The 21,491-nt window shown below is 72.3% G+C and carries 17 protein-coding genes; 9 read left to right on the top strand and 8 right to left on the bottom strand.

The genetic code is table 11. The features are described from left to right. Nucleotides 1-18 precede the first annotated feature (18 nt). On the top strand, nucleotides 19-3,444 hold the full coding sequence (locus ITJ69_RS06605; protein WP_194672359.1) for an error-prone DNA polymerase: 3,426 nt from the start codon (nucleotides 19-21) through the stop codon (nucleotides 3,442-3,444). Between the two features lie 36 nt (nucleotides 3,445-3,480). Here ITJ69_RS06605 and ITJ69_RS06600 read toward each other — a convergent pair whose 3' ends face one another. Beyond that, nucleotides 3,481-4,992, bottom strand: coding sequence for a HAMP domain-containing sensor histidine kinase (locus ITJ69_RS06600; protein WP_323743023.1), 1,512 nt, complete (start codon nucleotides 4,990-4,992; stop codon nucleotides 3,481-3,483). Continuing rightward, the gene (locus ITJ69_RS06595) at nucleotides 4,989-5,666 is read right to left on the bottom strand and encodes a response regulator transcription factor (RefSeq protein ID WP_111084549.1); all 678 of its coding nucleotides are present in this window, start codon (nucleotides 5,664-5,666) and stop codon (nucleotides 4,989-4,991) included. Before ITJ69_RS06595 ends, ITJ69_RS06600 begins: the two co-directional genes overlap by 4 nt. A 225-nt stretch (nucleotides 5,667-5,891) precedes the next feature. Between ITJ69_RS06595 and ITJ69_RS06590 the strand changes: the two genes are divergently transcribed. Beyond that, nucleotides 5,892-6,230, top strand: coding sequence for a hypothetical protein (locus ITJ69_RS06590; RefSeq protein ID WP_111084550.1), 339 nt, complete (start codon nucleotides 5,892-5,894; stop codon nucleotides 6,228-6,230). Between the two features lie 68 nt (nucleotides 6,231-6,298). Here the strand turns inward: ITJ69_RS06590 and ITJ69_RS06585 are convergent, their stop codons facing one another. Beyond that, complete coding sequence (locus ITJ69_RS06585) at nucleotides 6,299-7,372, bottom strand: FUSC family protein (RefSeq protein WP_123938833.1); 1,074 nt, start codon at nucleotides 7,370-7,372, stop codon at nucleotides 6,299-6,301. Nucleotides 7,373-7,452: 80 nt separating this feature from the next. Between ITJ69_RS06585 and ITJ69_RS06580 the strand changes: the two genes are divergently transcribed. After that, entirely contained in the window at nucleotides 7,453-8,697 is a 1,245-nt protein-coding gene (locus ITJ69_RS06580) for a phosphotransferase (RefSeq protein ID WP_194672358.1), read from the top strand. 623 nt (nucleotides 8,698-9,320) lie between these two features. Continuing rightward, entirely contained in the window at nucleotides 9,321-11,447 is a 2,127-nt protein-coding gene (locus ITJ69_RS06575; protein WP_194672357.1) for a DEAD/DEAH box helicase, read from the top strand. 114 nt (nucleotides 11,448-11,561) lie between these two features. Here ITJ69_RS06575 and ITJ69_RS06570 read toward each other — a convergent pair whose 3' ends face one another. After that, nucleotides 11,562-11,834, bottom strand: coding sequence for a mycoredoxin (locus ITJ69_RS06570; RefSeq protein ID WP_123293947.1), 273 nt, complete (start codon nucleotides 11,832-11,834; stop codon nucleotides 11,562-11,564). Nucleotides 11,835-11,902: 68 nt separating this feature from the next. Between ITJ69_RS06570 and ITJ69_RS06565 the strand changes: the two genes are divergently transcribed. Genes ITJ69_RS06565 through ITJ69_RS06555 form a run of 3 tightly spaced genes read left to right on the top strand, consistent with a single transcriptional unit; the run spans nucleotide 11,903 to nucleotide 14,591 of the window. Next, nucleotides 11,903-12,229, top strand: coding sequence for a PadR family transcriptional regulator (locus ITJ69_RS06565; protein ID WP_194672356.1), 327 nt, complete (start codon nucleotides 11,903-11,905; stop codon nucleotides 12,227-12,229). After that, complete coding sequence (locus tag ITJ69_RS06560; protein ID WP_194672355.1) at nucleotides 12,226-13,065, top strand: hypothetical protein; 840 nt, start codon at nucleotides 12,226-12,228, stop codon at nucleotides 13,063-13,065. The genes ITJ69_RS06565 and ITJ69_RS06560 overlap by 4 nt, the downstream gene beginning before the upstream one ends. Next, nucleotides 13,062-14,591 carry a CYTH domain-containing protein gene (locus ITJ69_RS06555; RefSeq protein ID WP_194672354.1) on the top strand — a complete coding sequence of 510 codons (1,530 nt, stop codon included), beginning with the start codon at nucleotides 13,062-13,064 and terminating at the stop codon, nucleotides 14,589-14,591. Before ITJ69_RS06560 ends, ITJ69_RS06555 begins: the two co-directional genes overlap by 4 nt. 90 nt (nucleotides 14,592-14,681) lie before the next feature. Here ITJ69_RS06555 and ITJ69_RS06550 read toward each other — a convergent pair whose 3' ends face one another. Next, nucleotides 14,682-16,826: a S9 family peptidase gene (locus tag ITJ69_RS06550; RefSeq protein ID WP_194672353.1), complete on the bottom strand. Its 2,145-nt coding sequence runs from the start codon at nucleotides 16,824-16,826 to the stop codon at nucleotides 14,682-14,684. Nucleotides 16,827-16,866: 40 nt separating this feature from the next. Then, on the bottom strand, nucleotides 16,867-18,177 hold the full coding sequence (locus ITJ69_RS06545; protein WP_194672352.1) for a Fic family protein: 1,311 nt from the start codon (nucleotides 18,175-18,177) through the stop codon (nucleotides 16,867-16,869). Between the two features lie 74 nt (nucleotides 18,178-18,251). On the opposite strand from ITJ69_RS06545, the gene ITJ69_RS06540 reads away from it, so the two are divergent. After that, nucleotides 18,252-19,451, top strand: coding sequence for an amidohydrolase (locus ITJ69_RS06540; protein ID WP_194672351.1), 1,200 nt, complete (start codon nucleotides 18,252-18,254; stop codon nucleotides 19,449-19,451). A gap of 111 nt (nucleotides 19,452-19,562) precedes the next feature. Here the strand turns inward: ITJ69_RS06540 and ITJ69_RS06535 are convergent, their stop codons facing one another. Together ITJ69_RS06535 and ITJ69_RS06530 are read right to left on the bottom strand one after the other, a co-directional pair. Further along, the gene (locus ITJ69_RS06535; RefSeq protein WP_194672350.1) at nucleotides 19,563-20,453 is read right to left on the bottom strand and encodes an aminodeoxychorismate lyase; all 891 of its coding nucleotides are present in this window, start codon (nucleotides 20,451-20,453) and stop codon (nucleotides 19,563-19,565) included. 80 nt (nucleotides 20,454-20,533) lie between these two features. After that, the gene (locus tag ITJ69_RS06530) at nucleotides 20,534-20,884 is read right to left on the bottom strand and encodes a tryptophan synthase subunit alpha (RefSeq protein ID WP_194672349.1); all 351 of its coding nucleotides are present in this window, start codon (nucleotides 20,882-20,884) and stop codon (nucleotides 20,534-20,536) included. A gap of 64 nt (nucleotides 20,885-20,948) precedes the next feature. On the opposite strand from ITJ69_RS06530, the gene ITJ69_RS06525 reads away from it, so the two are divergent. After that, a complete protein-coding gene (locus ITJ69_RS06525) occupies nucleotides 20,949-21,467 on the top strand; it encodes an 8-oxo-dGTP diphosphatase (RefSeq protein WP_165932319.1) in 519 nt (172 codons plus the stop codon). The last annotated feature ends 24 nt before the right edge of the window (nucleotides 21,468-21,491 follow it).

Raw genomic sequence — 21,491 nt, 5'->3', positions numbered from 1 at the left:
ATCCAGGAGCAGGACCTGATGGGCTACAGCAACCCACCCGTGCCGTGGTCGCAGTTCGAACGCGCCCTGTCGGACAAGCGCAGTCCGGGGACGGCGAAGGCCGGTGACGGCGGGGACAGCCCGGCGTGGTCGCGCAAGCGCGAGCCGTACGTGCCCACGGACCAGCCGGCGGCTGCGGACGACGGCCCTCCGGTCGTGCCGTACGCCGAGCTGCACGCGCACTCGGCCTTCAGCTTCCTCGACGGTGCCAGCCAGCCCGAGCAGCTGTTCGAGGAAGCCGCACGGCTGCGCCTGCACGCCCTCGCCCTCACCGACCACGACGGCTTCTACGGTGCTGCCCGGATGGCCGAGGTCGCCGAGGCGTACCCGCAGGTCGGCACCGTCTACGGCACCGAGCTCTCGCTGGGCCTGACCGAACCGCAGAACGGCGTCCCCGATCCCGAGGGCTCCCACCTGCTCCTGCTCGCCGACGGGCAGGACGGCTACCACCGGCTCGCGGGCGCGGTGACGAGTGCGCACCTCGCGGCCGGGTCCGAGAAGGGCAGCCCACGCTACGACCTCGACGAGCTCGCGGGGCGGGCCGACGGACACTGGCGGGTGCTCACCGGGTGCCGGAAGGGCACCGTCCGGCAGGCGCTCGAGCAGGGCGGGGAGTCCGCGGCGGAGACCGCGCTGCGCGTGCTGCTCGACCGCTTCGGGCGCAGCAACGTCGTGGTGGAGCTCCTCGACCACGGCGACCCGCTCGACAGTGCGCGGAACGACGTGCTCGCGACCCTCGCCGAGCGGTACACGCTGCCCCTGGTCGCGACCGGCAACGTCCACTACGCCACCCCGGACCGGTTCCCCGTGGCGACGGCGCTGGCCGCGGTCCGGGCCCGGCGCAGCCTCGACGAGATCGACGGGTGGCTGCCGGCCGCCGACACCGCGCACCTGCGCTCCGGCGCCGAGATGACCCGGCGGTTCGGGCGGTACCCGGGGGCGATCGAGAACACCGTCACGCTGGCCGACGAACTCGGGTTCCGGCTGCGCACGGTCAAGCCCGGACTGCCCGACCTCGACGTGCCGGACGGCCACACCGCGATGTCCTGGTTGCGGGAACTCACCTGGACGGGTGCACGTCGCCTCTACCCCGGCAGCGCCGACGGCGTGGACCCGCAGAAGCGCGAGCGCATCGAACGCGAGCTCGCCGTGATCGAGGACAAGAACTTCCCCGGCTACTTCCTGATCGTGCGCGACATGGTGCAGTACGCCCGCAGCCGGGGGATCCTCTGCCAGGGGCGGGGCTCCGCCGCGAACTCCGCGGTCTGCTACCTGCTCGAGATCACCGCGGTGGACTCGATCCGCTACGGCCTGCCGTTCGAGCGGTTCCTGTCGGCGATGCGCGACGAAGAGCCCGACATCGACGTCGACTTCGACTCGGACCGCCGCGAAGAGGTGATCCAGTACGTCTACGAGAAGTACGGCCGGTACAACGCCGCCCAGGTCGCGAACGTCATCACGTACCGCCCGAAGGGTGCCGTCCGCGACATGGCGAAGGCCCTCGGCCACAGCCCGGGGCAGCAGGACGCCTGGTCGAAGCAGGTCGAGCGGTGGGGCTCGGTGACCGAGAGCCAGGACCACGACATCCCGCCGGCGGTCGTCGGGCTGGCGAGCGACGTCCTGGGCTTCCCGCGCCACCTCGGCATCCACTCGGGTGGCATGGTGCTCACCGACCGGCCGGTGGGCGAGGTCGTGCCGATCGAGCACGCGCGGATGGACGGCCGCACCGTGCTGCAGTGGGACAAGGACGACTGCGCCTTCATGGGGCTCGTGAAGTTCGACATGCTCGGCCTCGGCATGCTCGCGGCGCTGCAGTACTCGTTCGACCTGGCGGCGGAGCACTGCGGGGAACGCTGGGAGATGCACTCCATGCCGAAGGAGGAACAGGGCGTCTACGACCAGCTCTGCCGAGCCGACACCATCGGGGTGTTCCAGGTGGAGTCCCGTGCGCAGATGGGCACCCTGCCCCGGCTGCTCCCACGGCGGTTCTACGACCTGGTGATCGAGGTCGCCCTCGTCCGCCCCGGCCCGATCCAGGGCGGTGCCGTGCACCCCTACATCCGGCGTCGGACCGGCGAGGAACCGATCACGTACATCCACCCGTCGCTCGAACCGGTGCTCGAACGCACCCTCGGGGTGCCGCTGTTCCAGGAGCAGCTCATGCAGATGGCGATCGCGGTCGGCAACTGCTCGGGCGACGACGCCGACCTGCTGCGGCGGGCGATGGGGTCGAAGCGCGGCCACGAGAAGATCGACCGGCTGCGCGACAAGCTCTACGCGGGCATGTCGGACAACGGCATCCACGGCGAGGACGCCGACGCGATCTACGCGAAGATCCAGGCGTTCGCGAACTTCGGCTTCGCGGAGAGCCACTCGATCAGCTTCGCCCTGATCGTCTACGCGAGCGCCTGGATGCGCCTGCACTACCCGGGGGCGTTCCTGGCCGCGCTGCTCCGGGCGCAGCCGATGGGGTTCTACTCACCGCAGACCCTGGTCGCCGACGCCCGTCGGCACGGCGTCCAGGTGCTCCGACCGGACATCCTCCGCTCGGGTGTCGACGCAACGCTCGAACCGCTCGGCGACGACCACGTGGTGCCCCCGTGCGGTGACGACGCCTGCCTGCACACCGAGCAGCCGCCGGTGCTGCCCTTCGACAAGGCACTGCCCGACGACACCGCACGGCACCGCCGCGACGGCGCGTTCGCGGTCCGGCTCGGACTCGCCGAGGTCGCCTCGCTCAGCCGGAGGAGCGCCGAGAAGATCGTCGCCGAGCGTGACGCGAACGGTCCCTTCGTCGACATGTCCGACCTGGCCCGCCGGGTGGGGCTGACGACGGCGCAGCTCGAGGCGCTCGCCGCTGCCGACGCCTTCGCCCCGTTCGACATCGACCGCCGCGGTGCGATGTGGTCGGCGGCCCAGGCCGCTGCGGAGCGCGCCGATCAGCTGCCCGACACGCAGGTCGTCGTCCAACCGCCGCTGTTCGGGCAGATGACGAGCGGCGACGTCCTGATCGCCGACATGTGGTCGACGGGCATGACGACCGACGACCACCCCGTCCGGCACGTGCGCGACCGGCTCGCCGCCCGCCGGGTGCTCAGCGTGCAGGACACCGCGACGGCCGAGACCGGGCGGCGGGTCGAGATCGGCGGGATCGTCACGCACCGGCAGCGTCCGGCGACGGCGTCGGGGATCACGTTCATGAACGTCGAGGACGAGACCGGGCTGGTCAACGTCATCTGCAGCGTCGGGGTGTGGGGACGCTACCGCCGGGTCGCCCGGGAATCCCCGGCGGTGATCGTCCGCGGCATCCTCGAGCGGTCGCCCGACGGCGTGGTCAACCTGGTGGCGGACCGGATCGAGCACCTGTCGCTGTCCGTGCGCACGCGGTCGCGGGACTTCCAGTGAGTGGTCGCGGGCGACGGGCGCGGAGCGGGTGCGCGGCTACTCGACCTCGGGCAGTCGCACCGTGACCTCGAGTCCGCCGGAACGCACGTTCCGCAGCGACGCCGTCCCGCCGGCGCGCTCGGCCACCGCGCGGACGATCGCGAGCCCCAGGCCGGATCCACCCGGCAGGGCGATCGCGCCGGTGGCCGGGTCGGGGTTCGGGCGCGACTTCCGGGCCTCGTCCGGTCGGGTGAACCGGTCGAACGCCACCGGGATGAACGACTCGGGGACGCCGGGGCCGTCGTCGGTGACCTGCAGGACGCCCTCGCCCCCGGTGCTGCGCCAGGACACGAAGATGCCGCCACCGCGGGGGAGCGCCGACACCGCGTTGCCCGCGATGTTCGTGACGAGCTGCGCCATGCCACCGGTGTCGAGCCGGTAGCGGGGCTCGTGGGTCCCACCGCCGATGCCGGGCCCGGAGCCACCGACGGCCACCGGGGCCTCGAGGTCGAAGTCGACGGTGACGTCCTTGGCCGACGCGATGAGCCGGACCCGGTCGACGGCCGCCATGACCTCGTCACCCAGGTCGGACCAGCCGGTCTCCGGGCGCTGGTCGCCGTCCTGTTCCCGCCGTTCGGACTCCTCGATCCGGGACAACGCGAGCAGGTCGTTCGCCAACCGGGAGAGCCGGGCGACGCTGTGCTTGGCGCGCTCGATGTGGGCGGCCAGGGCGGCGGCGTCGTCACCGTCGAGCGACGCCAGGTCGAGCTGGGTGGTGAGGATGGCAAGCGGTGTGCGGAGCTCGTGGCTGGCGTCGGACACCATCTGTCGTTCCCGCTCGGTGGCCTGGCGCGTGCGGGCGAGGAAGGCGTTGAGGGTCGTGGCGAGGGACGCGAGTTCGTCCTGCGCGGGGCCGACGGGCAGCTCGGCCCGTTCGGGCGCGACGGACAGCCGCTCGGCCTCTCGGCGCATGCGGTTGACGGGACGGAGTGCCGCGGTCGCCAGGATCCACGAAGCGACGCCGAAGGCGAGCAGGATCGCGACGCCGGTGAGCGACAGGGTCGAGGTGAGGTCGTCGACCACGATCGCCTCGGCCTGCGAGTTCCGGGCGGCGACGACCGTCCACCGGCCGGCCTGGTTCACGGGGTGTTCGACGACCACGCGGTACTCGGACCCGGACACCCGGATGATCGAGGTGCCGGCCGGAGTGGAGGTCAGGCTGCCGAGAGCGCTCTCCACCCGGGTGGGCATCGTCGAGAGCACGATGTCGCCGGACGGTGAGACCACGGCGACGAGCTGCGCGTTGCCCGGCGGGGACAGGTCGGGATCGCTGTCCACCTCGAGCGTGGCGACGTACGGGTCGGCGTCGGCGTCCAACAGGGTGCGGGTCGCACTCGCGACGACGCTGACCACCTGGAACCGCATCACCAGCACGAGCAGCACGATCACGACCGCGGCGATCGCCGTCGAGCCGATCGTGATCCGTGCCCGCAGGGACAGCAGGCGCAGGGGGCGGACCAGACCGCGTCGTGGGCGGTCCGGCCCCGGGCGAGCGGAGGCCCCGCTCACGCCCCGAGCAGATCCAGGCGGTACCCGCGGCCGCGCACGGTGGCGATCGCGACGGTGGCCTCGTGGGCAACGAGCTTCTTGCGGAGGTACGAGATGTACTGCTCGACGACGTTCGGGTCGACGTGCTGCGAGCCGTCCCAGACCTCTTCGAGGATCTTCGGCCGGTCGACCACGCTGCCGGCGGAGCGAGCCAGCAGGCGGAGCAGCGCGAACTCGGTCGGGCTGACGGCGACGCGCTGGCCCTTGATCGAGATGCGACGGGCCTCGGAGTCGATCGAGACGTCGCCGACCTCGATCGTGCGGGGTGCCCCGGCGGACTCGCGGCGACCGAGGGCGCGGAGCCGGGCGGTGAGCTCGGCGAACGCGAACGGCTTGGTGAGGTAGTCGTCCGCGCCGGCGTCGAGGCCGAACACGCGGTCGTCCACGGCGTCGCGCGCGGTGACGAGCAGGATCCGCACGGGGTCCTCGCGCTCGCGGATGCGTCGTGCGAGCTCGAACCCGGACATGCCGGGCATCATCACGTCCACGACGGCCAGGTCGAACGCCTGCTCGCCGAGGGCGATGAGCGCCTCGACCCCGTTCTCCACCGCCGTCACGCGGTACCCCTCGGCAGCGAGACCGCGCTCCATCAGGGCACGCATCTCGTCGTCGTCCTCGACCACCAACAGCCGCATAGTGGACCTCCTCGGACCCATCGTGGCATCGAACGGGCGCGGAGGGTCGATGCCCGGGCCGAACTCACTGAATCTCGTCACAGGAGCGGGTACCGTGGCTGCCAGGCCACCGGGCAGAACGGTCTGTCCCGCGTTCTAGGGACATGAGGACTTCTTGCTTCATTGGTAGGATCACCTGGCGGACAGCGCTTACCCGAAGGGCGGTCCGTTGCACCAGGGGGCACCATGAACGACCCGATCGACCACGCGTCCGTCGACCACCCGTCCGTCGACCACCCGGCCATCGTCCGTCTCCGCGCGGAGCTCGATGCCGCGTGGAAGGGCATCGGCGCACTCGGCCAGATGGAGGGCGTCCGCCGCGACCGCGTGGTCGCCGAACTGCGGACGGCCGTCCCCGACGTGGCGAGCCGCGCGGCGCGCGAAGTCGGCACCGAGGCCGTCGTCGCGGAGATCAGCCGGTTCGCCGACGTGGGCGTGCCCGGCACCGATCCCGCCGTGCCGGCCGCGGTGATCTGGGACGACGTCGTGCAGACGGCGGCCGAAGCCGCGCGCGCCACGCGCTGACCGGCACCGGCACGCCGCGACCGAGCGGCGCCGGCACTGGCACGCCGCGACCGACCGACCGACCGACGTCAGTCGTCCTCGCCGAGCAGCTCCTCGCGCACGCGTCGGACGTCCTCGAGCAGGGCACCGATGAGCACCCAGTGCCGTGAGTTCGGTCGCACGATCTCCATCGGCGCGGTCAGCGCGGGTTCCGCGGTCGCCACCCCGGCATCGTCCCGACCGGCGCCCGCGGCGAACGACGGGTCCAGCCGTGTCGACTCGACCCGGGCGCTCAGCGCGCGGACGTCCGAGCCGATCCGGGCCACCTCGGTCGCGATGCCGCCGACCACCGGATCGGCGCGCAGGTCTGGTGCGGTGTTGTCGTGGATCGCCCGGGTCATGCCGGTGACGCGCGTGACCAGGACGCGCAGGTGCTCGGTGATGGCGACGTCGCGGTCGAGGATCGTGCGGTGCCGGCCGCCACGCGGGTTCATCGTCAGGGACTCGCGGGCCGCGTTCAGTGATGCCTCGGTCTTCGCGTGCTGCTGCCGGAGCGCGCGGGCCCGCACCAGGGCGTCCTGCCACCGGTCGCGGTCCCACCCCTCGGTCAGGCCGATCGCGACGCGTTCGAAGGCCACGGCGGTGTCGCGGGCGAGTCGGGCGACGGCGAGGTGCGCCGGCTCGAGCAGGACCGGCGGGATGATCAGGGCGTTCACGACGAGGGCGACGACCGCACCGATCACCGTCTCGAGGATCCGGTCGGCCGAGTAGTTCGGCGTGACGACCCCCGCGGTGAGCACGAGCATCCCGCTGATGCTGACCTGGGTGGCCGAGGTCGGGGTCAGCCGGAGCACCCAGGCGATGAGGATGGCGAGCACGACCACGAGCAGGACGACCCACACCGAGTCGCCGAGCAGCAGGTGGAACCCGGTGGCGAGCAGCACGCCGAGCACGACACCGGCGCTCCGCTCGAGGCCCTTGACGAACGACTGGTTGATGCTCGGCTGCACGACGAGCAGCGCGGCGATCGCGGCGAAGGTCGGGAACGGTCCCTGGATCAGCAGCCGGCACAGCAGCACCGCCGCGACGACCGCGACCGCGGTCTTCACGACCTGCAGGAACGGCGTGCGACTGGAGCTGCGGAGACGCGCGACCGGGTTCACCTCGACCACGCTAGCCACCGCCCGCACGCCGAGCCGTGCACGAACGCGACGAAAACGTCCGGACACGGTTGACTGATGTCGTGTGGCCCAACCATGAGCGCGTCATCCCGCAGGCCTTCGCCGGCTCCGGGACCTCCGTCGTGGCCGCACGGGCGCACTCCGTCGAGCCCTCGGGCAACGGCTACCTGTACGGCTACGAGGTCGACACCGTCGACCGGAACGGCCAGCGCGCCACCGTCCTGACGTACGTCGACACCGGCGGCGCGCACGACCAGAACAGTGCGATCGTCACCGACCCCGCGACCGGCGAACCCGTCTCGGTGTGGGCGTACCCGAACGACCCGGGTCTGCCGGTGCTGCCGCAGGTGACCTACCGCGACGCGGTCGCCGAGCTCCTGACGACGCTCGGCATGCCGGTCACCGACCCGGTGCTCACGGTGGCCGCGTACCGACCGGGCAAGCGTGCGGTGGTGCGGGTGGACGCCCCCGAGCGCACCCTGTTCCTGAAGATCGTCCGTCCGCACCGGGTCGCGCCGATCGTGACGTCGCACGAGCAGTTCGTGGCGGCGGGCCTGCCGGTGCCGCGTGTGCTGTCCAGCCGCGGCGACGGACTCCTCGTGCTCGAGCGGATCCGCGGCGTGCCGGCCGGCAGCCGCATCCTCGACATCGCCGATGACCCGCGGTTCGTCGCGTCACTGGCCGCCCTGAGCGGTCGGGTCGCGACCGTCCCGATGACCCAGCAGGCCCGTGCCGACGCGATGGACCACGCCGACTGGCACCGCCGCACGCTCATCGCCGCGCTGCCGCAGGACGCCGACGAGATCGACCGCCTGTACGACGCCATCGGCCGCCGGTCGATCGGCTGGACGAGCGCGACGAAGCAGGTCGTGCACGGCGACCTGCACCTCGAGCAGGTCTTCGTCGACGAGGACGAGCCCTGGCGCATCTCCGGCCTGCTGGACATCGACACCGCGGGGTGGGGCTTCCCGGTCCGCGACATCGGGGCGGTCGTCGCCCACCTGGTCGTCACCGGCCTCTGGCACCGATCGCGCGGAGACGCCGACCGCGGAGCCGCGGCCGAGCGCCTCGCCGACGCGATCGCCCGCGACTGGGTCGCCCGCAACCCGCGCGAGGCCGACCGCATCGGGCCCGCCATCGGTGCCCAGCTGCTCGCCCACGCCGGTGGCCAGGCGACCACCGGCTCCGCGAACGGCATCCAGACCGCCGAGCAGCTCCTCGCGGCGACGCGGGCCGCGTTGGCCGAGGCTGCTCCGGTCCTGCCGGCGGCCGGCCTGGTCCGCCCGCGGTCCGCGCCCCGCGTCTGACGGCTCGCGGCCCCCGTCGCGAAAGCGACAGATCTGCGCGGAACGTCGGCGGCAATCTGTCGCTTCGGCGGGGTGGTCGGCGTGGGGATCCGGGATCTGTCGCTTACGCGGGGTGGTCGGCGTGGGGACCCGGGATCTGTCGCGTCGGCGGGGTGGACGCGACCGGCGTCGGACGGGAGGCGCGTGGCGGGCCCGCACCGTGCCTCCCGGCCGGCACACGGGGCATTCCAGGAGGCGCGACGCGCGCGGGCGACGAGGAGTCGCCTCTGTCGGGGGTCGGGGAGTAAACTGAGCGCGCACGCACCGCGTTCCCGCGTGCCGCGTCGATTCCGGACGCAGCCGTCGATCACTTGATCGACGCGGGAACCGGGCCGTGACCGCCCCGCGGGGGCGTCACGTGCGTGTGACGACGCCGGATCCCGGCGCGGACCGTCGCACCCGGCGCCGAGCAGGCGCTCGCGGTGGAACGGTCCGCGGGACTCCACCGGACGTCCCGAAGCGGGGACCGGCGATGCGGTGGGCCACGGTGGCCCGCAGCCGAACCGGAGCCGTGTCAGGCCCCGGTGCAGGACTTCCGCCCCACGGGCGGCTCGCCCCGATGCGTGGGCGGAACAGGAGGAGCGTTGGCTCGATCAGGCACCCGGCGAGCTGCCGGCGGGACGCGGACCGCGTCACGTCGGACGAGGCCGCTGGACAACGACGGCGTGATCCCCGTCCTCGCCCGCGCGGTGCGCGAGGTCGAGGCGGCGGCGCAGCGCGGACCGCTCAAGGCGACGAACCGGACGAAGTTCCAAGCCGTCGCACTGCTCATGCGCGAAGAGCGCGCACGGGTGAAGGGCGACACCGACCTCACCGACTCGCAGCGCGCCGAGCAGCTCAAGCGGCTCGACGGCGTGGCGACGATCCTCGCGAAGACCGCGGCCCGCGACACCAGCGTCATCCAGCTGCTGGCAGAAGAGGTGCAGGTCTCCGAGGCGACCCGCGCCGTCAAGCGCGACATGATGATCGCCGGCGGCATGGAGCTGCAGCCGGAGGACCTCGTCATCGCGGCGGAGCCCACCCCGGTCGCCGAGACCCCGGTGCGCGCGGTCACCCCGCAGGCGGTCGTGCAGCGTCAGCTCGCCAACCCGTTCCTGCCGCCGGACTTCGCACTCGCCGACCAGCCGGTCGCGCACCCGCGTCGCCTGGCGAACTGGGAGCTCTTCGGTCCGCTGTTCAAGTCGTTCGAGTACGGCGCAGGCGGGGGAGCGGCGACGATGCCGCTGCCCGAGCCGACCTCGCTGCACTCCCGCTCCGGCACCACGCTGATGAAGCACCAGGCCGAACTGGTCGCCGCCGCGTCGCAGGGGCACCGCACGTTCCTGCTCGCCGACGAGCCGGGCCTCGGCAAGACGGCGCAGTCACTGCTCGCCGCCGACGCCGCGAACGCGTTCCCGCTGCTCGTCGTCGTGCCGAACGTCGTCAAGACGAACTGGGCGCGCGAAGCCGAACGCTGGGTGCCGAACCACCGCGCCACCGTCATCCACGGGGACGGCAACGACCTCGACGGGTTCGCCGACATCATCATCGTGAACTACGAGATCCTCGACCGGCACGCCGGCTGGCTCGGGGGCTTCGGCTTCAAGGGCATGGTCGTCGACGAGGCGCACTTCATCAAGAACAAGGACTCGCAGCGCGCCCGCTTCGTGCTGCAGATCGCCGACCGCATCCGGCAGCGCACCGCAGCACCGCTGCTCATGGCGCTGACGGGCACCCCGCTCATCAACTCGGTCGAGGACTTCCGCACCATCTGGGAGTACCTCGGCTGGATCGACGACAAGAAGCCCCGCGCGAAGCTCATGAACGAGCTCGAGGAGATCGGGTTGACCCCGGCCGACCAGGGCTTCTTCGTCGAGGCCCGTCGTGCCGTCATCGACCAGGGCATCGTCCGACGCCGCAAGGTCGACGTCGCCGCGGACATCCCGGCCCGCCGGATCGCCGACATCCCCGTCGAGCTCGACGGCGACGAGGGCCGCTCCATCCGCGACGCCGAGCGCGAGCTCACCGCGAAGCTCGTCCGCCGGTACCACCAGGCGCTCGACGCCCGCACCGGGCAGGACCCGGTCGTCGGCATCGACCACAAGCTCGTCCGGCAGGTCGCCCGCTGGGAGCTCGAGGACCAGGACGCCTCGTCGACCGGCGAGAACGTGTTCTCGATGGTCCAACGCATCGGTCGCGCCAAGGCCCAGCTCGCAGCGGACTACGCCGCACAGCTCGCGTCGAACGTCGGCAAGGTCGTGTTCTTCGCGAAGCACCTCGACGTGATGGACCAGGCAGAAGAGGTCTTCGCTCGGCGTGGCCTGCGCACCGCCACGATCCGCGGCGACCAGACGGCCACGCAGCGCACGGCGCAGATCGACTCGTTCGTGAACGACCCCGACGTCGCCGTGATCGTCTGCTCGCTCACCGCCGCCGGCGTGGGCCTGAACCTGCAGGTGGCGTCCAACGTCGTGCTCGCCGAGCTGTCGTGGACGAGCGCCGAGCAGACCCAGGCGATCGACCGCGTGCACCGCATCGGGCAGGAAGAGCCCGTCACCGCGTGGCGCATCATCGCCGCGCAGACGATCGACACGAAGATCGCCGAGCTCATCGACTCGAAGGCGTCCCTGGCCGCTCGCGCGCTCGACGGTTCGGACGAGGAACTCGTCGACTCCGGCGACATCCAGCTCGACGCCATGGCAGCGCTGCTGACCGAGGCGCTCGGGGGCTAGTTCCGGGGCGGGCGGCCCGCATCCGTTCAGCACGACCAAAGTCCGTCCGAACCACGTGATCACGTGGTTCGGACGGACTTCGGTTGTGCGGGGCTTCGCGCCAGGGGGTGTCGCTCAGATGCGGGACTGCACCTCGGCCAGGGACGGGTTCGTCGCCGTGCTGCCGTCGGGGAACACGAGCGTCGGAACGGTCTGGTTGCCTCCGTTGACCTCGGCGACGAGTTCCGCCGTGCCCGGGGTCTGCTCGATGTCGACCTCGGTGAAGGGCACGCCGGCCTTCGTCATCTGGTTCTTCAACCGGGCGCAGTAGCCGCACCATGTGGTCGTGAACATCGTGACGCCGCCGGCTTCGGGGGTGAACTGCTCGCGGGTGATCGTGTCGCTCATGGCGTCAGGCTAACCCCGCTTTCTGGACGCCCTTGACGCGCTTATCCGATATAGCTAGGTTAAGCCGCATGGAACCGATCCAACGCGTCACCGCCCCGACGCTCGACGTGCTCGACGCGCTGTTGGCCGCCGACGGCCCGGCATGGGGGCTGCTCGTCATCAAGGCCACCGGGCGCCAGGCCGGCACCGTCTACCCGATCCTCGAGCGACTCGAGCGGCAGGGGTGGATCACGTCGTCGTGGGACGACGAGACCGACCGACCGGGGCCGCGTCGTCGGCTCTACGAGTTCACGCCCGACGGGGTCGACGCCGCACGCGACCTCGTCGCCGCACGTCCGTCCGCCGTGACGCCCGCTCGTCCGGCTCGCTCGGCCCACCGGCCGGTGACCTCGTGAGCGCGCTCGACCGGGTGCTCGTGGGGGTCGCCGTCGCCGTCTCACCCGCAGCACACCGCGCCACCCGCCGCGAGCAGTGGCTCGCCGACGTGCGCGATGCCCACGAACTCGACCTCTCGCCGACTGCACTCGCGTTCGGCGCGTTCACCACGGCGCTGTTCCACCGACGCGCCGGCCACCGTTCCACCTGGGGGGACACCATGACCGCACTGCCGACACCCGTCCGTTCAGCACCGCACACCATCCGCACGATCCCGGTCCTCATCGCGCTCGCGGTGCTGTCCTACGTCGTCTCGGTGGGCGTCCTCGCACTCCTGCAGCGGTACAACGGCCTGCCGGAGGCGCGCCTCGTCTTCGACATGGTCGGGATCGGGCTCGCGGTGGTGCCGGGCGCCGCTGTCGCAACGAGCGTCCTGCTGGTGTCGGACGTCGCACGCCGCCGCCGGGTCCTCGGCGCCGTTGCCGTGTTCGCCATCGCCGCAGTGTGGTGGGCGATCACGAGCGGTTCCCTCAACGTCCCCGTGTACGTCCCGGTCCAGGTCGGCGTCATCGCGGCTGGGCTGCTCGCGGTCTGGCTCGTGGTGCTCCGCCGACCGGTGTGGACGTACTCGCTCCTCGTCCTGCCCGTCGTCGCTGCCGTGCTGGTGTTCCCGCTCGCAGAAGCAGCGAACGGCTCGGGGATCCCGTACTCCGCGATGGCGCTGGTGTCGTGGATCGGGCAGCTCGTCCCGTTCCTGGTCGCCGTCGTCGGAGCCGTGGTGGCGTCACGGTTCTCCACCGATGCGCCCGCGGTGGTCGAGGCGCACGGTGAAGCCCTGGTAGACAAGACCGTGTGAGTGACACCCACCTCGAGATCGAGCGCACCTACGACCTGCCAGAGGGCGGTGCCCTGCCCGACCTCGTCGGTGCCGGTGGCATCCTCCGCACCGAGCACCAGGAGCCGTTCGAGCTCGATGCGACGTACTGGGACACCGAGCGGTACGACCTGGTGGCGGCGCGGGTCACGGTCCGCCGGCGGACCGGTGGCCCCGACGCCGGGTGGCACATCAAGCGCTCCGAGTCGGACACGGTCCGCCACGAGCAGCACTTCCCGCTGACCGACGACGCCGACACGGTGCCGACCGAGGTCCTCGCGGCGCTCTTCACCGAGCGCCGCGGCCGTGGCCTGCGCCCCGTGGTCCGCATCTCGACCACCCGCACCGTGACCCGCCTGCTCGACGAGGACGGCGACCAGGTCGCCGAGCTCGCCGACGACCAGGTGACCGCGCAGCGCCTCGACGACGACGCTCCCGAAACGCCGCGCACCTGGCGCGAGGTCGAGGTCGAGGCCGTCGCCGACGTCGACCCGCAGGTCGCGCACGAGCTCTTCGCGGTCCTCGACGCGCGCTTCGCGGCCGTCGGCGCCGGCCCCGCCGCCGTCGCGTCCAAGCTGGCACGCGGGCTGGCAGGAGCACCGGCACCGCGCCTCCAGACCGAGGAGAAGCCGGACAAGGGCACGACCGCACGCGTCCTCGCGAAGCGACTGCGGAAGCTGCGCGCTGCGCTGCTCGGCCAGGAATCGCGGCTCCGCTCCGGCGACGCGGCCGACCTCCGGCAGACGGCTGAGACCGCCCTCGAGATCGCGTCGATCCTCGGCGCCTACCGTCCGGCGTTCGCCGCCGGCGACACCGTCGGCCGCGCCGCCGAGGCGGCCGACGGCCTGGCTGCCGTGACCGCGCGCGCAGCACTCAACGAGTACCTCATCGACCGGTTGCCGCGCGCGTCGACCCCGGCGCAGGACGACCTGGTCGACTCCATGACCCGCGAACGCATCCTGGCCTCGACCCGTGAACGCCGCGACCAGTCGGTGCGGGACGTCGTCGCGTTCGTGCACGGTGAGCCGTTCCTCGAGCTGCTCGACGCGCTCGACGACGCCGTCGAACGGCCGACCCCGACCGAGTGGTCGCTCCGATCGCCGAAGAAGGTCGCGCAGGACGTCGGCGCCGTCGTGAAGCCGCACATCCGCGAGCTCGTCCGGGCCGCGGTCGCCGACGACACCTCGGACACCGCCGCCGAGCGCGAGGCCGCCGACCGTGCGACCACCGAAGCCGCCTGGCAGGGCACGATGCGGGCGCGGATGGCGATGGACGTCCTCGGCGACGACGCGTTCCCGCACGCGCTGTGGAAGCGGATCGGCAGCGCGGCCGACGTGCTGACCGAGCGGGTCCGATCGCTGCACGCCCTCGACGCGCTGCGGACCAACGCGGCGATCGCCGAACGCGGTGGCGAGGGCACGTTCGGGTACGGCGTGCTCGCGGGGGACCGGGTGCGCCTGGCCGAGGAGTCCTACGACGAGGCGGTGCACGCGCTCAACCGCGTGTGAGGCGCGGGCCGCTGGCCGCGGGCGTTCGCTTCGTGAGCAGAAATGGTCGGGTGCCTGAGGGCAACCCGACCATTTCTGCTCACCAAGTCATCAGGCGGCGGGCGCCTCGTCGGCCAGCCCGAGCACGTCGAGCAGCCAAGCGAGCTCGAACGCCCGCTCCTTCCACGAGGCGTACCGACCGCTCACGCCACCGTGGCCCGCGGACATCTCGGTCTTCAGCAGCACCGGCGCCCCGACCTCGCGCAGCTTCGCGGTCCACTTCGCTGGCTCGACGTAGAGCACACGGGTGTCGTTGATCGACGTCACGGCGAGGATCCGCGGGTACTGCACGTCGTCGCGGACGTTCTCGTACGGGGTGTACTCGCTCATGTAGCGGTAGACCTCGGCGTCGTGCAGCGGGTCGCCCCACTCGTCCCACTCGATGACGGTCAGCGGCAGGTCGGGGTCGAGGATGCTCGTGAGCGCGTCGACGAACGGCACCGCGGCGACGATCCCGGCGAACCGGTCCGGTGCGATGTTCGCCACCGCACCCATCAGGAGCCCGCCGGCGCTGCCGCCCTCGGCCACGAGCCGGTCCGCGGTGGTGCGGCCGGACTCGATCAGGTGGTCGGCGACCGCGACGAAGTCGGTGAACGTGTTCTTCTTCGTCAGGGTCTTGCCGTTCTCGTACCAGTGGCGACCCATCTCGCCGCCACCGCGCACGTGGGCGACCGCGAAGACGACGCCGCGGTCGAGCATCGACAGGCGCATGACGCTGAAGCCCGGGTCGATCGAGTGCTCGTACGAGCCGTAGCCGTACAGGTGGAGCGGCGAGGGGGTGTCCGCGTCGACGGCGTCGCGGCGCCAGACCAGCGAGATCGGCACGCGGGTGCCGTCCGACGCGGTGGTCCAGTCCCGCTCCTGCGCGTAGTCGGCGGGGTCGTAGCCGCCGAGCACCGGCTGGCGCTTCAGGACCGTCACCTCGCCGGTCGCCAGGTCCAGGTCGCTGACCTCGGACGGGGTGACGAACGAGGTGAACCCGATGCGGAGCGTCGGCTGGTCCCACTCGGGGTTGCCGCCGAGCCCGGCCGAGAACAGTGCTTCGTCGAAGGGGACCTCGTGCGCGTCGCCGTACCCGTCACCCTCGATGGGGATGATCGCGATGCGGGGGAGCGCCTCGGAGCGGTACTCGAGCGCGAGGTGCCCGGCGAAGGCGTCGACGGACTCGATGCGGCGCTCGGTGTGGTGCGCCACGACGACCCGGCGGTCGCGCTCGGACGTGGGGTCGTCCGCGGGGACGTCGACGAGCTCGAAGTTCTCGGCACCGTCGTTGTGCAGCACCAGGAACCGGTCGCTGCCGCCGACGATGGCGTGCTCGATCTCGTACTCGACGCCGTCGCGTCGCGGCCACACGACCTGGAACTCGCCGGTCGGGTCGGCGGCGTCGAGCACCAGGGCCTCGGACGTGATCTTCGAGCCGAGCTCGATGACGATGTACTGCGACGACCGGGTGACGCCGACGCCGACCCAGTAGCGGTCGTCGGGCTCCTCGAAGACCAGGACGTCGTCGGACGCTGCCGTGCCGACGGCGTGCCGCCAGATATTGTCCGGACGCCACGACTCGTCGACGGTCGGGTAGAAGACGTACCGGCCGGCCGGGTCGAAGGTCGCGCCCGCCCCGGTGTTCGGGATGGCGTCGCCCAGGTCGGTGCCGGAGGCCAGGTCGCGCACGTGCAGGGTGTACCGCTCGTCGCCCTCGACGTCGATGCCGTAGACCAGGCGTGTGCCGTCGTCGCTGATGTCGTAGGTGCCGAGGGAGAAGAACTCGTGGCCGTCGGCCAGCGCGTTGCCGTCGAGGACGACCTGCTCGCCGGGGAGGGTCGACTCGCCCTCGACGACGGCCGGCGGGGTCCAGTCGTCCGGACCGGCGATCGGCGCGCGGCAGTGCACGCCGTACTGGCTGCCCTCGGCCGTGCGGGTGAAGTACCACCAGTCGCCCATGCGCACCGGCACTGAGAGGTCGGTCTCCTGCACACGGTTCTTGACCTCGGCGAAGACGCGGTCGCGCAGCGGGGCGAGGTGGTCGGTGGCGGCGTCGGTGTAGGCGTTCTCGGCCTCGAGGTACGCCAGGGTGTCCGGCGACTCCTTGTCACGCAGCCACTCGTAGTCGTCGACGAAGTCGATGCCGTGGTGGGTCCGCGTCACGGGCCGCTTGGCGGCGGTGGGCGGGGTGGCCTGGGAGTGCTCGGTGCTCACCGTCCCACCCTATGCGCACGGCCCCGTGGCGAGCCGGGCGTCACGCCGCCGCCCGGAACCGGTCGGACCGCGCCCGCCCCGCCACCCCCGCGCGGACCCGCTGCTCGAACGCCTCGAGCTCGTCCACGACGGCCGGTGCGACCCAGGCACGGTCACGCCGCCGCTCGGTGACCGGACGCAGCACCCCGGCGCGCACGAGGTCTGCGGCCACGGAGCCTGCCAGGTCCTCGTCGACCGGTCCGTCGTCGACACCGGCGAGGAGGTCCTGCAGCCGGGCCTCGGTCAGGACCGGGTCGTCGGAGAGCGCCCGCCCGACGACGGCGTGGGCGCTCGTGGCACACGGACCCGCCATCCGGTCGGCCGCGTGCTCGTCGAGCAGCAGGGCGGTCACGGTCGCCTCGTCGCACACGGTGCCGATGGCGATCGCGACGTCTGCCACGAGGGCGTCCACGACCCCGTCGCGGTACCGCTCGAGGTGCCGGAAGTACCGGCCCCGATCCGCGGCGAGCGCGGTGGCGATCGGCGCGGTCACCGTCGTCGTGACGCCCCGGCGTCGCAGCACGGCGCTGATCAGCGCACGTCCGATCCGGCCGTTGCCGTCGGTGAACGGGTGGATCGACTCGAACTGGGCGTGCCCGATCGCGGCCTGGGCGATCGGGTGCAGGTCCGTCCGGTGCAGGAACGCGAACAGGTCGGCCATGAGGGGCGCGACGAGCTCCGGCGGCGGCGGGACGTACGTCGCCAGCCGCGGGGTGTCACCGCCACCGATCCAGTTCTGGACGCTGCGGTAGCGCCCGGCGTACTGCCCGTCGACCGGGTCGTCGCGCATGAGCAGCCGGTGCGCCTCGAGCAGCGCGGCCTCGGTGATCACGCCCGTGTCCGCTGCCGCGACCAACCCCTCGATCGCTCCGGCGGCGCGGACGACGACGGTCGCACTCGGGTTCGCGCGGATGCCCACGAGCGCTCGGGCGCAGTCGTCGAACGACGCGGACTCGTCCTCGATCCGCGACGAGGCGACGGCCTCGGTCCGACCGATCACCGACCCGAGCGGCGCGAGCCGGGAACCGTGGTGGACGTCGAGCGACCGGAGCGCCGCGGCTGCGCGGTCGAGCAGCGCCTCGGTCCGGGCATCGGGCTCCCACCGAGCACGAACGATCCTCGGCGGGAGCGACACCCGGACGGACGTGGTCATCCGATCGGCGCGGGAACCCCGGTGGGCGCTGCGCCACGGACGCTCCGCGCTGCCGTGCACGGGCCATCCGCGGTGCACGAGCACGCCGATGTGCGCGGTCTGGCCCCCGAGCGCGGTCGAGCCGTCGTGGACGTCCGGGGTCTCGTGTCGATGCACCATGCCGGGAGCGTAGGGGCCCCCGGACGCCCGACGCCAGGAATTCGTATTTCGCCGGCCCGCGTAGCGTTGGTGGCATGAGCAACTCCTTCGCGATCACCGGTGCCCACGTCGTCCCCGTCTCCGCCCCCGCCTTCGACGGCGGCGCGGTCGTCGTCGAGGACGGCCGCATCACCGCGATCGGCCCGGACGTCACACCGCCCCCGGGGATCACCGTCGTGGACGCAGCCGGTGCGTGGCTCGTCCCCGGGTTCGTCGAGTCGCACGGCCACGTCGGCATCCACGAGGAGGCGAACGGCGAGGCCGGCAACGACACGAACGAGATGACCGGCCCGAACATGGCCGGGGTCCGCGCGATCGACGCGATCGACATCGACGACGAGGGCTTCCGCGACGCGCTCGCCGGGGGCATCACGAGCATCGTCGTGAAGCCGGGGTCCGGCAACCCGATCGGCGGCCAGACCGTCGCCATCAAGACCTGGGGCGGGCGCACCGTCGACGAACAGCTCATCTCGGACGCGGTGAGCATCAAGAGCGCGCTCGGCGAGAACCCGAAGCGGGTGTACGGCGGCAAGGGCCAGACGCCGTCGACGCGCCTCGGCGTCGCGAAGATCATCCGTGACGCCTTCGTCGAGGCCCAGAACTACCGCGCCGCCCGTGACGCCGCCGCCGCGAAGGGTGAGCCGTTCGCACGTGACCTGACGAAGGAGGCGCTCGTCCGGGTCCTCGACGGCGAACTCGTCTGGGACCAGCACACCCACCGCCACGACGACATCGCGACCGCCATCCGGCTGTCCGAGGAGTTCGGCTACCGCCTGGTCGTGAACCACGGCACCGAGGCGCACAAGATCGCCAGCCTGCTCGCCGAGAAGGACATCCCGGTCATCTACGGCCCGCTGTTCACGAGCCGCTCGAAGGTGGAGCTCCGTGACCGGGGGATCCCGAATCTCGCCACCATCGCCGCCGCCGGCGTCCGGGTCGCGATCACCACCGACGCCCCCGTCGTGCCGATCGGCATGCTCGTCGACCAGGCCACCGCCGCGGTGAAGGAGGGGCTGCCCGCCCAGACCGCGCTCGAGGCGCTCACCGTCAACCCGGCCGAGTTCCTGGGCTTCGGTGACCGTGTCGGTCGGCTGGCCGTGGGCCACGACGCCGACCTCGTGCTCTGGGACGGCGACCCGCTCGACGCGACCAGTCGCGCGACACGTGTCTGGATCGACGGCCGGCAGGTCTTCGAGTGGGCGGACGGCGTCGGCGTCACCACCCCGCGCTGGTAGCGGGGGAGAGCCGGGAGGCCCGGATCGCGACGTGCCCGCACGTCGCGATCCGGGCCTCCCGTCCGTGGCGCCGGGGGCGCTGGGTGGTGACGGCCGGCGGACCCGGCCGGCTCAGACCTCGCGCGCCAGCAGGAACTCGTTGATGCGGTCCGTCAGGTCCGCGTCGACCGCGCGGGCGTCGCCGTTCACGGAGCGGATCGGCGCCGCCTGCCGCACGCTCGACACGAGCCAGAGTGCGTCAGCGGCATGCAGGTCGGCGAGTGTGACGAGTTCGTAGGCGGTCTCGATGCCCTCCTGCTCGGCGAAGCGGAAGACGTCGGCCTGCGTGGTGCCGGCCAGGATCCCGATGTCGGTGCGCGGTGTGACGAGCCGGTCGCCGACCTTCAGGATCAGGTTCGCGCGCGTGCCCTCGAGCACGTAGCCGTCGCTCGACACGAACAGGGCGTCGTCGGCACCGCGCCGGGCGGCCTCGCGCAGGGCGGCCATGTTGACGGCGTACGACAGGGTCTTCGCGCCCTGCAGCAGCCACGGCGAGGTGCGCTCGACGTCGTGACGGTAGCCGCGGTCCAGCACGACGACGGAGATGCCCTCGGTGCGCGCGGCGGTCGAGTCGACGGACGGTGCGGCGTAGACCCAGCCGGTGGGTCGGTCGGTGCCCTCGACGCCACGGGTCAGGACGGTCTTCGCGAAGGCCTCGCGGACCGGGTCGAGCCGGGCGCAGACGGCTTCGATCGCCTGCCGCCAGGCGTCGGGGTCCGGCGCGGGCAGGTCGAGCATCGCGGCGGAGCGGCCGAACCGGGCGAGGTGGGCCTCGAGGGCCTGCGGACGACCGTCGACCACCGTGATCGTCTCGAACACGCCGTCGCCGCGGGTGATGCCGAGGTCCTGCACCTGCAGGTGCTCCTCGAGCGGCTTCGCCCAGGTGAAGGCGTCCGCTGCGGGGTCGTGCGGCGCGGCGTCGCGGGAGGGCTGGTTGAGGATCGCGAGCACGGTTTCGGTCATGCGCCCATCCAACCGCACGCGCGTCCGCGCACGTTGTGCGTGGGCGCGCTTCGTGCGTAGACGCGCTTTGTACGTGCGCGTCAGCTCGCGTCGGGCAGGGCGCCCATGAGCTTCCACACCGCCGGGGTGAGCTCGGGGTGCTGCAGCGCGATCCGGCGCAACCGGTGGTACTCCTCGCCGAGCGCGGTGCCCTGGCCGGACGCGGGGTGCATCGACCACTGGGCGTGCCGCTTGCCGATCGCGGCGTCGAGGTCGACCGCGTCGGCCCGGAGGATGAGCACGACCTGCTCGTCCACCGTGGGGAGCGTCGGCATGAACTCCCACGGGTCCTCGCCCTGACGGCTCCGGTGCTCGACGAGCATCGAGATCTCCTCGGCAGCCTCGGCGCGCAGCACTTCGAGGCTGCGCCCGGTCCTGCGGGGCTCAGCCATGGTGCCCCCGCAGCACGCCTGCCATGGGAAGAGCGTACGACACATCTTCGGCCAGACTGGACGGGTGACCCCGCGCGACGAGAGCAAGTCCCAACACCCCCGAGTGGTCGTCGTCTACCTGCTGCGCGACGGCGCGAGCGGGCCCGAGGTCCTGCTCGGGGAGAAGCGCCGCGGCCTCGGCACCGGCCGGCTGGTCGGCCCGGGCGGCAAGCGGGAGCCCGGTGAGACGGCAGTCGAGACCGCCGTGCGCGAGGTGCGCGAAGAGGTCGGCCTGCGTCTCGAGACGGTCGACCTGGAGGCCCGTGGCACGTTGGACTACCGGTTCCCGTACCGGCCGTCCTGGTCCCAGGTCTCGGACGTCTTCGTGTGCCGCCGCTGGCAGGGCAGCCCGTCGGGCTCCGACGAGCTCGAGCCGCGGTGGATCCCGGTCGCCGACGTCCCCTACGAGGCGATGTGGGACGACGCGAAGTACTGGCTCCCGGGGGTGCTCCGCGGGGGGTCGGTGCGTGCACGCTTCACGTTCGCCGACGACGACGCGACGGTCGCGGGCTTCACCGGGACGGGTGTCGAGACGCCCGCGTAGAGCGGATCAGCGGGTCTGCGGATC

This window comes from Curtobacterium sp. VKM Ac-2887, from assembly GCF_015350935.1.
Lineage (GTDB): Bacteria > Actinomycetota > Actinomycetes > Actinomycetales > Microbacteriaceae > Curtobacterium.
The sequence above is the reverse complement of the archived record's forward strand: the minus strand, read 5'-3'. Positions and strand labels throughout refer to the sequence as shown.